Origin of the sequence: Streptomyces colwelliae (assembly GCF_048158785.1) — a bacterium.
Lineage (GTDB): Bacteria > Actinomycetota > Actinomycetes > Streptomycetales > Streptomycetaceae > Streptomyces.
Genome location: NZ_JBLTJC010000306.1, coordinates 1 through 12,723, shown reverse-complemented (window position 1 = coordinate 12,723; position 12,723 = coordinate 1). Strand labels below are relative to the sequence as shown.

The following is a 12,723-nucleotide window of genomic DNA, read 5'->3' as shown; positions in this document are numbered from 1 at the left end:
TCGCCGACATCAAGGAGTACCGGGGCCGCGGGCTGGTCTGGGGCATCGAGTTCAAGGACCCCGAGCGCGCCGGGCGGATCTGCGCCCGCGCCTTCGAACTCGGGCTGCTCGTCGAGACGTCGGGCCCCGGCCCCGTCACCACCCCGGCGGCCGTGCCGGCCATCCGCGAGCCGGGCCCCGAGGGCGGACGAGGTCTGGCCGGGCTGCGTGTCCGAGTACGGATGCTCGATGGCGAACTCGAGGCAGGACCCCGGCCCGGGGGCGGGTTCGAGGTCCGTGCCACGATTCCGTCCCAGTCCCAGTCCCAGTCCCAGTCCCAGCCCCAGCCCCAGCACCAGCGCCAGCCCGCGCCCGCGCCCGCACCCGCGCCCGAGCCCGTTCAGGAGTGACCCCGTGAGCGACGCGCCGCCACCGATCCGTGTGCTCGTCTGCGACGACCAGGAACTGGTGCGGACCGGCTACGTCACCATCTTCTCGGCCCAGCCCGACATGGAGGTCGTAGGCGAGGCGGAGAACGGGCACGCGGCGGTGGAAGCCGCGCGGCGGCTGCGCCCCGACGTGGTCGTGATGGACATCCGGATGCCCCTCCTCGACGGCATCCAGGCGACCCGGCAACTGGCCGGCCCCGGCGCCGACACAGGGGAACCGCCGAAGGTGCTGGTCGTCACCACGTTCAACGTCGACGCCCATGTCTACGACGCGTTGCGCGCCGGAGCCAGCGGGTTCCTCCTCAAGGACGCGCCGCCCGCGGAGCTGGTGAACGGCATCCGGACCGTCGCCCGCGGCGAGGCCCTGCTGGCGCCCGCCGTCACCCGCCACCTCATCGGCCACTACGCCGAGCACCTGCGCCCGGCCGAGTCCTCCCGCCCGGCCAGAGAGGACGTCGTACGCGCGCTGACGCCCCGCGAACTGGAGGTGCTCCGGCAGCTGGCCGAGGGGCTGTCGAACGCGGAGATAGCGGCGGAGCTGTACATCACCCCCGAGACGGTCAAGACCTATGTCTCGCGGATCCTCGCCAAACTCGCCCTGCGCGACCGGGTCCAGGCAGTCGTCCTCGCCTACCGGGTCGGCCTGGCATCCGGCACACCGTGAACCGGCGGGCCGGATCCATACGTGGACCGCACCCCACGGCGAACCTGTCCTGACCGGGTGGTTAACGCGTATCGCGGACGTATCGAAAATCGCATACGCCGCCGCAACAGTCCCCCGCCTTCAGTGGAGGCACGAACCACCGTGCGTCAACGGTCAGTTCGTCCATCGGGAACGGGAAAGGACGTGAGCATGGACTCGGATTCCGTACGCGGCGTCGGCCGGCGGCGGCTGCTCGGGTGGAGCGGGCTGGCGGCCGCTGGCGGGGCGGCGGGCGCGTCGCTGGTGGGCGCCCAGCCCGGTTACGCCGACCAGGCCTCGAACGATCAGGCCATGACCGACCACGCCTCGACCGACCCGATCCCGCCCGACACCCGGCCCGGCGGAGCCTACGACCGGTATGTGGCGAAGCTGGCCGCCGAGGGCAGGTTCTCCGGCGTGGTGCTGCTGTCGCACCGGGGCCGGACGGTGTTGTCCCGCAGCTACGGGATGGCCGACGAGGAGAAGGGGATCGCCAACCACGAGGGCGTCGCGTTCAGCCTCAGTTCGGCGGGGAAGCCGTTCGGAGCGGTGGCCGTGCTGCAGTTGGCGCAGCAGGGCGAGGTGAAGCTGTCGGACCCGGTGGGGACCCATCTGAAGGGCCTAGCCAAGGAGATCGCCGAGCGCGTGACCATCCACCACCTGCTGTCCGGCACCTCCGGGCTGGACGTCCCGGACGAGGACGTGCGGCGGGTCTTCCGGAGCCGGGACGAGGTGCACGCGTACTACGAGCAGCGGGCCCGGCAGGCGAGACTCGTGGGCGTCCCGGGCGTTCCCGACACCGACCATGAGGAGGCGGAGGTCACCCTTTCCGCGCTGATCGTGGAGGCCGTGACCGGCAGGACGTACTGGGACTACGCGCAGGAGAACATCTTCGCGCGCTGCGGCATGACCGGCTCGGGTTTCCGCACGAGGCCCCAGTGGCTCACCGACGAGCACATCGCGCACCCGTACATGGAGCTGGCCGACGGCAGCGTGGTGGACGCCGTCCGCAACCTGGACAGAAGCAGCCCGGACCCGAACGTCCTCGGCAAGAATCCAGGCCGCGCCTTCATCGACGCGCCCGGGGACGGCGGTTTCGCCACCGCGCCGGATCTGGTCCGGTTCGCGCACGCGCTGGGCGACGGCACGGTGCTGGACCGGCCCTGGGCCGACGTGCTCACCGCCGCCAAGGTCCCCCATGGACCGGCGTCGTTCGGGGCGTACGGGATTCCGGTCTCCATCGTCGACGGCCAGTGGATGTACCAGCGCGCCGGCGGCAACCCCGGCGTCGGCGCCAACTGGGACATCTACCCGGACACCGGCTGGGTCGGTGTCATCCTCAGCAACCGCGACGGCGTGCCGCTGGAGGAGATGATCGGGCAGGAGACGCAGGCCATCACGGGAGCCCCGGCCGACGGGGGTTCGGGGGGCTGAACCACCGGGGATTCCGCGTCCACACGGCCGGTGTCATGTGCGGGGCCCGGCCGGCGCCGAGGCCGCGCTCGAACGCCGTGCAGCGCGGGCGATGCCCTTAGCCCCGCCGAGCGGCGCCGTCCGGCCATACGACGTCCACGGGAATGCCGGCCGCCCGTGCTTCCAGGACGGTGTCGGCGGTGCTGCCGCCCTTGCCGGTGGGGGGTTCGCCGTTCCATACGGCGACGAGGCGGTCGGCGCGTTGGAGGAGGACGGTGTTGGCGGCTTCGTAGGCCTGGCGGTTGGCCGTTCTGTGGGGGAGTACGAGTACTTCCTCGGCCGTGTCGACGAAGTGGTCGAAGAGGCGGGCCTGGTCGGGCTTGACCTTGTGTCGGCGATAGTCCTGGGAAGGGATTACGGCGATCAGGCGGCCGCCGGCGGCGAGGACGGCCTCGGCGAAGAGGGAGTCGGCGCCCTCGGCGAGGCAGGAGACGCCGATGAGTTGGCCATCGTCGGCGTACCGCGTGAGCAGGTCGGCCAGTGCGGTGCGGATCAGCGGGATGCTGTCCTCGGTCAGGTCGATGTGGCCGGTCACGGCGAGGGTCGTCACGGTCGCGTGTTCCCTTCGTCCGCCGCGCTGTCGAGAAAGGCGAGCAAGTCGTGCCCCACGTACTGAACCTATGGCGCCAACAGCTGGGAAAAGTACCCGAGTCGGTCTGGCAACGCACCGAACTCCAGGTCCTCATCCTCGCGGACAACGCACTCACCGACCTCCCGCCCGGGACCGGACGACTGCACAGCCTGACCACCCTGGACCTCGGTCACAACCACCTCACGTCGGTGCCCGACGACCTCGGCGACCTGGCCGACCTCGACGGCTGCCTCTACCTGCACGACAACGACCTGTCCGAACTCCCGGACGCGCTCGGGAACTTGACCCGGCTGCGCTATCTCAACGTCGGCGAGAACACCCTCACCGCCCTGCCCGGGGCCGTCGGCCGCATGGCCGGTCTCATCGAACTCCGGGCGCAGCACAACCGGCTGACCACGCTGCCCGACAGCATCGGGGAACTCCGTAACCTGCGCGAACTCTGGCTCCGGGGCAACGAGATCGCCCGCCTGCCGTCGTCCGTGGCCGGCCTCCGCGAACTGCGTCACCTGGATCTACGGGAGAACGCCCTCGCCGAACTCCCGCCAGCGCTGGCCGAGTTGCCCCTCCTGCGTCAGCTCGACCTGCGGAGCAACCGCCTCACCCTGCTGCCGGACTGGGTGTTGGGCATGCCGTCCCTGGAGAAGCTGGACCTGCGGTGGAACGACTGTGATCCCTCCTCCTCGCTGCTGGCCGAGTTGGAGCGGCGAGGGTGTGTCGTCCTCCTGTGAGAAGTGAGTTGCCCGGCCCTCCCCCGCGCAGGTGCACGCCGTGTGTACCTCTACTTGTCCGGGGCGATGTCCAAGGTCCGGATGAGCTGGGCCAGTTCTTCGCGGAAGAGTTTGTCCGGGCTGAGTGTCTGGGTCTGGAGGTGGCCGTAGATCTCCAGTGAGACCAGGCCGTGCAGGCGGCTCCAGATGCGCAGGGCGAGTGCCACGGCGGCCGGGGGCAGGTCGGGGAAGGCCGGTCGGACCTTGTCGAGGAGGCCGGTGTCGAAGTCGGACCAGGTGAAGTCGCTGTCCGTGTAGCGGTGTTCGGTGTGTGGCCAGGCCGCTGCGGCCAGCGCGGTGATGCCGGTGCAGACGCGGCGGGCGGCGTCCGGGGCGGCGCCGCCCACGGGGGAGCGGTAGCCGGGGACGGGGTCGCCGTAGATGAGGCGGAAACCTTCGGGACGGGCCAGGGCCCAGCCGCGGAACGCGCGGGCCCACGCCTCGATACGGGCGGCCGGGTCCTGGGCGGGTGCGCTCTCCCACGCGGAGTCCACGGTGTCGGCCAGCGCGGTGTACACGTCGTTGATCAGTGTCGTGACCAGGTCGTCGCGCGTGGCGAAGTATCCGTAGATGGCGTTGGCGGTCATGCCCATCTCGCGGGCGATGGCCCGCAGGGTGATCGCGTCGGGGCCGCCCGAGGCCATCAACTCGAGGGCGACCTCCTTGATTTCGGCGGTCGTCTCGGCCCGCAGCCGCTCGCGGCGTCCTCTGGTCGTTCCCACAGCCGGAGACTCTACAGCGTCACCATGCTATGTGCCGTGCGTTTACTTCACGCCGTATAGTCTCCGCATGCCGTGAAGGGTCGCGGCCCGCGCAGCCACAGGGGAGAGCCATGCACATCGGAGTCATCGGAGCCACGGGTGGCATCGGCAGTCGTGTCGTCGTCGAAGCCCTCGGCCGGGGGCATCACGTCTCGGCCTTCAGCCGTGACGCCTCGCGGATCGAGGAGAGCAGGGCGAACGTCGTCTGGAAGAGCGTCGACGTCCTCGATGCCGACAGTGTCTCCGTCGCCCTCCCCGGACTCGACGTGCTGATCAGCGGATTCCAGCCCGGCAACGCCGCCAAGGACATCGCCGACACGGTGGCCCGCTCGATCGCCGATCCCACCGTGTACGCCACCGCCGCACGGATCCTGCTGAAGGCGTTGGAGAGCCGTCCCCGTACCCGACTGATCGTCATCGGCGGCGCCGGCAGCCTGGAGATCGAGCCGGGCGTCGTACGGGCGGACAGTGACGACCTCCTGCACGAGACGCTCGACGCGATCGGCCTGCCGAGGGAGTACGCCGCCGCGGTACGCGGGCACCGCGACGCCCTGAACGTCCTGCGCACGTCCAATCGGCTGTGGACCTACCTCAGTCCCGCGGAGGACATCACCCCTGGTGAGCGCACGGGCCGGTTCCGGATCGGCACCGATCAGCCCGTCCTCGACGCGGACGGGCGCAGCCGCATCTCCATGGAGGACGCGGCCGTAGCACTCGTCGACGAGGCGGAACTGCCTCGTTTCGTCCAGCGCCGCTTCACCATTGGTTACTGAACTGGTTGCTGAACAGGCTTCGCAGGTGCGGGAGTTGAAAGCCGGTCAGTGACCGGCGATTTCGCGGAACCCGCCCGGCCGGGCGTTGTACGTTGCCTGAGCATGTGCGGAAGACGGTCGATGCGGACGAGGTCCGCGCCGGACCGGTCGCCGCCGATGACCTGAAGCCGTGCCACCCGAAGGGACCCGCGCACCGTGGCCCAGCCGACGACCGGCGATCAACTCGACGCCCTCCAGCCCGCCTTCTCCTCCATGACCGTCCTGGTCGCCGCCGTCATCGTCCACGACAAGGCCGCCCGTCGCGTCCTCGTCCTCCAGCGCGGCGATCACGCCAAGTTCGGGCGAGGGATGTGGGACCTCCCCGTAGGCAAGAACGAACCCGGTGAGCCCGTCACCGAGACCGCCGTGCGCGAGCTGTACGAGGAGACCGGCATCGTCGTGGACGCGGCCTCGCTGAAGGTCGTGCATGTCGTCCATGCCGCCCTCGGGGTCGAGGCGCCGGGCGGGTTCCTCACGGTCGTCTTCGCCGCCGACGAGTGGTCCGGCGAGGCCGAGAACCGTGAGCCCCTTAAGCACGCGCAGGTCCGGTGGGTCGAAGTCGACGCCCTGCCGGAGGAGTTCGTGAGAGGCAACGGGCTGGCCCTTCGGCAGTACCTCGACGGTGTCGAACCGCAGGTGTCCCTGCACGGGTGGGCGTGAGTGCCGGGAGTAGCTTGTGCGGATGTCCACGTCACCGGTGATCCTGTTGCTGTCGGGGAGTCTGCGGGCCGACTCCTCCAACGAGGCCGTGCTGCGCACTGCTTGTGCCGTGGCGCCGGACGTGCGGGTGGGCGCCGTACTGTACGACGGTCTCGCCGGGCTTCCGCACTTCAACCCCGATGACGACACCGACCCGTTGCCCGCGCCCGTGGCCGGACTGCGGGCGGTGATCGACCGGGCGGCCGGGATCCTGATCTGCACCCCGGAGTACGCGGGCACCCTGCCGGGCTCGTTCAAGAACCTGCTGGACTGGACGGTCGGTGGCACCGAGATCTCCGACAAGCCGGTGGCCTGGGTCAACGCGGCGGCACCGGGGCGGGGTGGGGGTGCGGAGGCCACGTTGCGGGCCGTCCTCGGTTACACCGGCGCCGACATCGTGGAGGCGGCCTGCGTGAAGATCCCGGTGGACCGGGGGATGCGCGGCGCGGACGGGCTCATCGCCGATGCGGGGGTGCGACGGCAACTCGGCGAGGTGCTGGGGCTGTTGGCGGCGTCCGGTGCCCGGCGTCCGGTGAGCGGGCAGGGGCGACGAGCAGGGGTGACTCCTCGCCGCCGCGATTCCTCACCCGACCACTGATTCGTGAGCGCGCTGAGGTCAGCGGGCATCCGCCTTCCTTAACCCACAGGTGTGAACCAGGTCGTCTTCGGGGTGGCTGAAACCGGTCTCAGGGTCTCGTGGTGGACGCCTGGCCCACCGCATCGATGGGCGTCTCGTTCGGTGGAACCGGGACATCTCACGCCCGCTTGGCGGTGCTTTTCGGTCACTCGTGGATATTCCCGCAACATATACAGTTCGACGCCCAGTTGGGGACGAAAACGGGGAGAACCGGGTGAAGAAGATCCTGCTGACCACAGGCCTCGTCGCGCTGCTGACGGCGGCGACCGCCGCGCCGACCATGGCCATCTCGGACTCCGGATCGACGCCCCTGCCCGGCACCGGTGCGAAGGTCGAGGTCACCGCCTGGCAGTGCAACGCCTACGCCGACAAGTGCTCCTTCAAGACGTCCACCAAGACGAAGAAGGGCAACGCGAAGTACAAGGTCAGCAAGATCAGCAACACGGCGACCGTGAAGGCCAACGGGTGGCAGGCCACGCTCGCGTTGAGTCCCAGTGGTACGCAGGTGAGTGAGAGCACGCGCCAGGTCAGCTGGACCAATCAGAACACCTGGATCGCCGATGTCAGCGGCATCGCCGACCCCGGGGGTTCGCTCAACACGAGTATCACCACCTGTTCCGACGGCGGCGCCTTCAAGTCCGGCGTCAAGGCGTTCGCCTCGGCCTGCGCGAACGACTGAGCACCGTGGAGCACAGCCTCCAGCCGAGGCGCACCGGGCCTCGCAGCCGTGTCGTGGTCACCGCGGCGGCGGCGATCGCCGGGGTGGCCGCCCTGGGCGTCTCGATGTTCGGCGGTGGGCCGGTGGAGCGGCCCGACCGGCCCGGCACCGGTCTGGCCGTACAACTCGACGCTCTGCGCGGAGCGAACGATCTCGTACGTGCCACCCGTGCCGAGGTCGGACGTGATCCCGCGCTGTATCCGACCGCGTACGGGCGCCTGGAGGCCACGCTCCCCACCGGGCAGCGGACCGGCGGCGAACCCGTCCCCGAGATTCGTCCGGCCGCCCTGGCACAGCTCGCCCGCACCGACATGCTCGACACCCCTGCCTGGCGGGCGCAGTACGTGTGCCTGTCGCTGTCCGCCTCCGAAACCTCCCAAGGCTCCGACGCCCGCCGAGCTTCCGGCGCCCCCGGAACCTCCGGTGCCACCGACGCGGCCGACGTCCTGGAACGGGCGGGGCTCCGCGCGCGGGCCGAGCGCGAGGCGCTCGGCTATCTGCGGGCGCCGGATCCCGAGGACGACGCCACGACCTCGCTCGCCACCCGCGCCGCCTTCCTTCAGACCGTGGCCTGCCTGGGCCGCGACGACCAGGTGTCCCCCGCCACGCTGACCCGCCTCGCGGCCGACACCGCTCAAGTGGACCTGCCGGTACCGGCGTTGTACGCCGTCGAGGCGCTGCGGGCCGTCGGGGTGCGGGCCCACGCCACACGCGTCCTCCGGCACGCCGGCGCCGATCTCCGGAGGACCGACTGCGCCGGACCCGAACCCATCCAACGGGCCGCATCGGCCCTGCTGCGACGGCAGTTGACGCGGCAGACGCGTGCCTGCCTGCTGCCCGCGCTGCACGACCCCGACACACAGACACGGTGGCTGGTCCGGCGGGCGCTCGCCCTCGGCGCGTCCAGCACCTCGTCCCTGCCGCTGCCCGCGCCACCCGTGGCCGTCCGGTCCGACGGCCTCGTGGCCAAGTCCCCGACCCAACTCGGCACGCTGACCGCCACGTACAACATCGCGCGGGCCCTGACCGCCAGCGGCGGGCAGCAGCGCGCACCGGGTTGGTTGAAGAAGGCGCTGAGGCGACTGGGCTCGGATCCCGGGCTCGATCCGTCCGACCGGGTGCTGCTCGCCATGACGTGCCACCGGTTGTCCTTGGGCTGCGGACCGCAGGCCGGCAAGGGTGCCCGGGCGGCGGCCGAACGCGCGGTGCCGGCACGTCTGACCACGGAGAACCAGCACAGTTGGTACGGCGCCACGGCCGCGCGTGCCGAGTTCGGACTGGGGTGTCCGCGCACCTCCGTCGAGTCGCTCGCGCACGAGGGCGACGCTCTTCCCGCCCCTTCCCTGCGCGTCGTGGTGGTGCTCGCCGACGCGGGGTGTACGACCCAGGCGCGGCGGCTCACGGAGGGGACCGACCTCGTCGCGCAGGCCCGGAACGCCCTGCGCGAAGGGGAGTTGGGGGCCGCCTCCGACGCGGTCCAGGCGGCGCTCGCCGCCGACCGGAGCATCGCGCAGAGCTTCTGGAACGAGCTTCCGGCACTGCTGGAGCCCTACCGCGACGCCGAGTTCCCCGACCTGTACGCCGACTCGCCCGGCGGTGCCGCCTCGGCCGACGCCACGAGAGCCGCGTACTACCTTCTCGCCTGAGCCCGTACCCGCCCCGCTTTCCCACCGTAGAAGGGCACCCGCCGTATGAACACCGCCTCCCCGCCGATCGTCCTGGGCGAAGGCCTGGCCTTCAGATACGCGGCCGGTGGTGGTCTCAGCCGGGCGGATCTCACCCTTCGGGCGGGAACGATGGCCGCCGTGGAGGGACCGTCCGGCTCGGGCAAGAGCACCCTGCTCGCGCTCCTCGGGCTCATCCTGTCGCCGGCCGCGGGCTCCCTCCACATCGCCGGCACGGACACCGGGGCACTGTCACCTGCCGACCGGGACGCGCTGCGCCTGCGCTCGATCGGCATCGTGCTTCAGGATCTCGGGCTGCTCACGTTCCTCAACGCCTGGGAGAACGTCGCCGCCGCCTTCGGACCACGGCTGTCCCGGCACCGTGCGACGGCCCGGGCGCTGCTCGGCGACCTCGGCATGGAGCACCTGGCCGACTCCCCGGTCACCGAACTCTCCGGCGGCCAGCGGCAACGCATCGCGGTGGCCCGGGCGGCCGTGAAGGAACCCCTGCTCGTCCTCGCCGACGAGCCGACCTCGGGACTTGACCCGAAGAACGCCGACTCCGTGATGGATTCCCTGCGTTCGTGCGCCGGACGGGGCGCGGCCGTACTGCTCGTCACGCACGCCTCCGCGGTCGCCGAGGCCTGCGATCAGCGCTATGTGCTCGACGACGGTGTGCTGTCGCACGTTCGGGACGCGAACCTCCGTCAGGGAAGTGACCGCAGGGAGATGCTGGGATGAGCCGCTGGAGTCTCTACACCTGGAAGCGCGACGGGCGTTCGCTCCGCCGGGCGCTGCCCACCCTCACGGTCCTGGCCGCGTTGCTGACCACGTCCGCCGGGGTCGCGGCCGGTGCCGCCGCCGCCGTCGAGCGGGACGTACTGGGCTCCGGCGGACTCACGCAGATCGAACTCTCCTCGTTCGAGGGCGATGCCTCGGTCCGCCCGCTCACCACCTCGGCACTGCGGGAAGCCGGGCGGGTGAAGGGAGTTCGGCAGGTCGTCGCCGACTACTCCTCCGTGCTGTACGCCGAGGAGAACGGGACGTACGACCTGGCGAGCCACACCCTGACACCGGGCGACGATCTGCCGGTCGTCAAAGGGAAGGTCTCCGCGCCGCTCGGCCCGGACGAGGTCGTGCTGCCCGCCGTCGCGCAGGGAACCGACTTCGCGCCCCTCCTCGGCCGGTCCGTCTCCTTCGGGTACACCAGGGCGACGGGCTCCGCGTCCGGCACCAGCGCCGTCGTCAAGTTGAGGATCGTCGCCCTGTACGACCCGAGTTGGCAGGCGGACGGACCCGGCGTCGCCTATCTCTCACAGGACACCGCCGCGTTGCTGGCCGCAGCCCGCGCCGGCCGGCCGGCGGGAGCCTTCCGGAGCCGGGAGGGCGCGCAGTCCGCCGTCGTGGTGGTCGAGCACCAGCGGCAGGTGGCCGCGGTCACCAAGTCCCTCCAGAACAAGGGGTTTTCGGCCTCGGCGGTCTCCGACCGGGTCCGCGACCTGCCCGGTCTGTTCGGCGCGGCGGATCTCGCGATGCGCATCGGCGTGCTGGTCCTGGCGCTCGGCGCCCTCGCGCTCGGTGCCGTGCGGGCGGCGGACAGCGCACGGGCACGGATCGGCCAGTTCGCCGTCCTGCGGATCCTCGGTTCCGGACGGCCCGAACTGCGCCGGATCCTGCTCGGCGAAGCCGTGCTGTCCGGCGGGGTGGCGGGGGTGCTCGGCGCGGTCGCCGGCACGGTGCTGTCCGCGTCGCTGGCCGGCCCGCTCAGCGATGTGCTCGGCCTGCCCATCACCGTCATGGACGCCCTGCCCGGCCCGGCCTGGGCCGGAGCGGCGCTGCTGCTGCCCGCTGCCGGCCTGGCCGTCGGCACCCTTTTCGGTAGCCGAGAAGTCCTCCGTCGGGACCCCTATCTCACCGCAAGGGCGCACAGTTGACGCAACTCGGCGCTCAGTACTCCGTCACCTGCCCCTCCAAATACCCCTTCAAAAACGCATACTTGCCCTCACTGTCCGCCGCAGCCAACGGCGCGAAGTGATCGCCCAGTTCCATGGACACCGGCTTCGACGTGCGCAACGCCGGCCACGTCGGCAGGCCGTGGCCGTTCGGGTTGCCCGTTGCCGCGAAGTTCGCGACGTACGACGACGTGCGGTCCGCGATCGCGTGGTCCGCCGTCGTCCAGGGGCGGTCCGTGCCGTACAGGTTGCCGAAGAAGTAGTACTTCTCGGCGCCGTGGTAGGCGCCCGCGCCGTCGGCCGGTTCGATCGGGTTGGTGGTGTCGTGGCCCGGGGGGACGTGGGTCCACCAGTAGGTGTAGACCGGGCTGCGGTTGCCGGCCGTGACCTTGAACTGGTTGCCCCAGAGGAACGTGGAGACCCGTTCCTCGTCCCGCGCGTAGTTGTTGTACTGCGTCGCCGCTTCCGTGTCCGTGGTGGCGGGGTAGAGAGACAGGAACTCGGCCGCCCTGTCCCCGAACGTCGTCGCCGCGTACGTCTCGTACGCCGTGACCGTCATCGTCAGCGTCGGTGAAGCGCCGTTCTCGTCCTTGTTGTTGCCGGTGAGGACCGGGATGTCGTACTCGGTACGTGACGTCATCGCGGCCGTGTATGTCTTCGGCAGGACGTAGCCGTCCAGTACGTTGCCGAAGCTCGTGCCCGCCGCCGGGGCGCCCTGCGCGTACACCTTGGTCACGATCTCGTCGGCCGTCAGCGCGCGCAGGTCCGACAACGTGGACGCGCCCATGTACGTCGCGAACGCCGTTCCGTTGGCCTCCGCCGCCGCCAACTGGGCGTAGCCGCCCGCCACATGACCCAGCGCCGGGTCCTTGGTGTACTGCACGCCCGCCGAGAGGACCGCCCGGTGGAACAGGCCCCGTGCCAGCTTCGAGATCATCAGGATGTTCACGAAGGACGAGCCGTGCGACCAGCCCGCCAGCGTCACCCGTTCCGGATCGCCCCCGAACGCGGCGATGTTGCGGCGGATCCACTTCAGCGCCGCCACCGTGTCCTGCACACCCCAGTTCCCGGAACCACCGTGCCCGCCCTCCGAACTCAGCGCCGGATGCGCGAGGTTGCCGAAGGCGCCCACCCGGTGGTTGTACGTCACCACCACCGCGCCCTTGGCCGCCAGGTTCGCCCCGTCGTACACCGGCTGCGAGGCCCACATGGCGCTGTTGCGGCCGCCGTAGATCCAGACGAAGACCGGGCGGAGGTCGCGCTTGGCGGGTGAACTGCCCGCCCCTGTCCAGATGTTGAGGTTCAGGCAGTCCTCGCTCAGCGGGGGCACCTTGTCGGCGGCGATGCCCGTGACCGGCTGGGGGCAGGCGGCGCCCCAGGTGTCGGCCTTGCGGACGCCCTGCCAGGAGGCGGGGGGTCGCGGGGCGCGCCAGCGGTTCTCGCCGGCCGTGGAGGCGGCGTAGGGGATGCCCTTGTAGACGGTGACGCCGGGGAGGGCGGCGGGGACGCCGGTGACCAGGCCGGACCGGGTTCTCACC

The 12,723-nt window shown here is 71.0% G+C and carries 14 protein-coding genes; 11 read left to right on the top strand and 3 right to left on the bottom strand.

Going from position 1 to position 12,723, the window contains the following annotated elements; all coding sequences use genetic code 11:
- The 3 genes from ACNFOC_RS40580 to ACNFOC_RS40570 form a co-directional block, all read left to right on the top strand.
- Nucleotides 1-389 (top strand): ATP-binding protein (locus tag ACNFOC_RS40580; protein WP_521986295.1); only part of this gene is annotated, 389 nt, incomplete at its 5' end.
- Nucleotides 390-393: 4 nt separating this feature from the next.
- Nucleotides 394-1,092: a response regulator gene (locus ACNFOC_RS40575; protein WP_416964030.1), complete on the top strand. Its 699-nt coding sequence runs from the start codon at nucleotides 394-396 to the stop codon at nucleotides 1,090-1,092.
- Nucleotides 1,093-1,281: 189 nt separating this feature from the next.
- A complete protein-coding gene (locus ACNFOC_RS40570; protein WP_416964029.1) occupies nucleotides 1,282-2,544 on the top strand; it encodes a serine hydrolase domain-containing protein in 1,263 nt (420 codons plus the stop codon).
- Nucleotides 2,545-2,641: 97 nt separating this feature from the next.
- Here ACNFOC_RS40570 and ACNFOC_RS40565 read toward each other — a convergent pair whose 3' ends face one another.
- Nucleotides 2,642-3,133 (bottom strand): hypothetical protein, encoded by a 492-nt coding sequence (locus tag ACNFOC_RS40565; RefSeq protein ID WP_416964028.1) that lies wholly within the window; start codon nucleotides 3,131-3,133, stop codon nucleotides 2,642-2,644.
- A 50-nt stretch (nucleotides 3,134-3,183) separates the two neighbouring features.
- Here ACNFOC_RS40565 and ACNFOC_RS40560 point away from each other — a divergent pair, with 50 nt between their 5' ends.
- Complete coding sequence (locus ACNFOC_RS40560) at nucleotides 3,184-3,903, top strand: leucine-rich repeat domain-containing protein (RefSeq protein ID WP_416964027.1); 720 nt, start codon at nucleotides 3,184-3,186, stop codon at nucleotides 3,901-3,903.
- Between the two features lie 50 nt (nucleotides 3,904-3,953).
- Here the strand turns inward: ACNFOC_RS40560 and ACNFOC_RS40555 are convergent, their stop codons facing one another.
- Nucleotides 3,954-4,664, bottom strand: coding sequence for a TetR/AcrR family transcriptional regulator (locus ACNFOC_RS40555; RefSeq protein ID WP_416964026.1), 711 nt, complete (start codon nucleotides 4,662-4,664; stop codon nucleotides 3,954-3,956).
- Between the two features lie 110 nt (nucleotides 4,665-4,774).
- Between ACNFOC_RS40555 and ACNFOC_RS40550 the strand changes: the two genes are divergently transcribed.
- The 7 genes from ACNFOC_RS40550 to ACNFOC_RS40520 all read left to right on the top strand — a co-directional run bounded on the left by ACNFOC_RS40550 (nucleotide 4,775) and on the right by ACNFOC_RS40520 (nucleotide 11,167).
- Nucleotides 4,775-5,476, top strand: coding sequence for an NAD(P)-dependent oxidoreductase (locus ACNFOC_RS40550; protein ID WP_416964025.1), 702 nt, complete (start codon nucleotides 4,775-4,777; stop codon nucleotides 5,474-5,476).
- A 252-nt stretch (nucleotides 5,477-5,728) separates the two neighbouring features.
- Nucleotides 5,729-6,175: an NUDIX domain-containing protein gene (locus tag ACNFOC_RS40545; RefSeq protein WP_416964031.1), complete on the top strand. Its 447-nt coding sequence runs from the start codon at nucleotides 5,729-5,731 to the stop codon at nucleotides 6,173-6,175.
- A 22-nt stretch (nucleotides 6,176-6,197) separates the two neighbouring features.
- The gene (locus tag ACNFOC_RS40540; protein WP_416964024.1) at nucleotides 6,198-6,812 is read left to right on the top strand and encodes an NADPH-dependent FMN reductase; all 615 of its coding nucleotides are present in this window, start codon (nucleotides 6,198-6,200) and stop codon (nucleotides 6,810-6,812) included.
- Between the two features lie 253 nt (nucleotides 6,813-7,065).
- The gene (locus ACNFOC_RS40535) at nucleotides 7,066-7,530 is read left to right on the top strand and encodes a hypothetical protein (protein ID WP_416964023.1); all 465 of its coding nucleotides are present in this window, start codon (nucleotides 7,066-7,068) and stop codon (nucleotides 7,528-7,530) included.
- Nucleotides 7,531-7,535: 5 nt separating this feature from the next.
- Nucleotides 7,536-9,215 carry a hypothetical protein gene (locus ACNFOC_RS40530; protein WP_416964022.1) on the top strand — a complete coding sequence of 560 codons (1,680 nt, stop codon included), beginning with the start codon at nucleotides 7,536-7,538 and terminating at the stop codon, nucleotides 9,213-9,215.
- A 45-nt stretch (nucleotides 9,216-9,260) separates the two neighbouring features.
- Nucleotides 9,261-9,974 (top strand): ABC transporter ATP-binding protein, encoded by a 714-nt coding sequence (locus tag ACNFOC_RS40525; protein WP_416964021.1) that lies wholly within the window; start codon nucleotides 9,261-9,263, stop codon nucleotides 9,972-9,974.
- The gene (locus tag ACNFOC_RS40520) at nucleotides 9,971-11,167 is read left to right on the top strand and encodes an FtsX-like permease family protein (RefSeq protein ID WP_416964020.1); all 1,197 of its coding nucleotides are present in this window, start codon (nucleotides 9,971-9,973) and stop codon (nucleotides 11,165-11,167) included. Before ACNFOC_RS40525 ends, ACNFOC_RS40520 begins: the two co-directional genes overlap by 4 nt.
- 13 nt (nucleotides 11,168-11,180) lie before the next feature.
- Here ACNFOC_RS40520 and ACNFOC_RS40515 read toward each other — a convergent pair.
- Nucleotides 11,181-12,723 (bottom strand): carboxylesterase/lipase family protein (locus ACNFOC_RS40515; protein ID WP_416964019.1); only part of this gene is annotated, 1,543 nt, incomplete at its 5' end.

Coding starts and splice junctions, on each gene's coding strand:
- ACNFOC_RS40570 (WP_416964029.1), top strand. CDS start 1,282: ATGGACTCGGATTCCGTACGCGGCGTCGGCCGGCGGCGGCTGCTCGGG.
- ACNFOC_RS40550 (WP_416964025.1), top strand. CDS start 4,775: ATGCACATCGGAGTCATCGGAGCCACGGGTGGCATCGGCAGTCGTGTC.
- ACNFOC_RS40545 (WP_416964031.1), top strand. CDS start 5,729: ATGACCGTCCTGGTCGCCGCCGTCATCGTCCACGACAAGGCCGCCCGT.
- ACNFOC_RS40540 (WP_416964024.1), top strand. CDS start 6,198: ATGTCCACGTCACCGGTGATCCTGTTGCTGTCGGGGAGTCTGCGGGCC.
- ACNFOC_RS40525 (WP_416964021.1), top strand. CDS start 9,261: ATGAACACCGCCTCCCCGCCGATCGTCCTGGGCGAAGGCCTGGCCTTC.
- ACNFOC_RS40520 (WP_416964020.1), top strand. CDS start 9,971: ATGAGCCGCTGGAGTCTCTACACCTGGAAGCGCGACGGGCGTTCGCTC.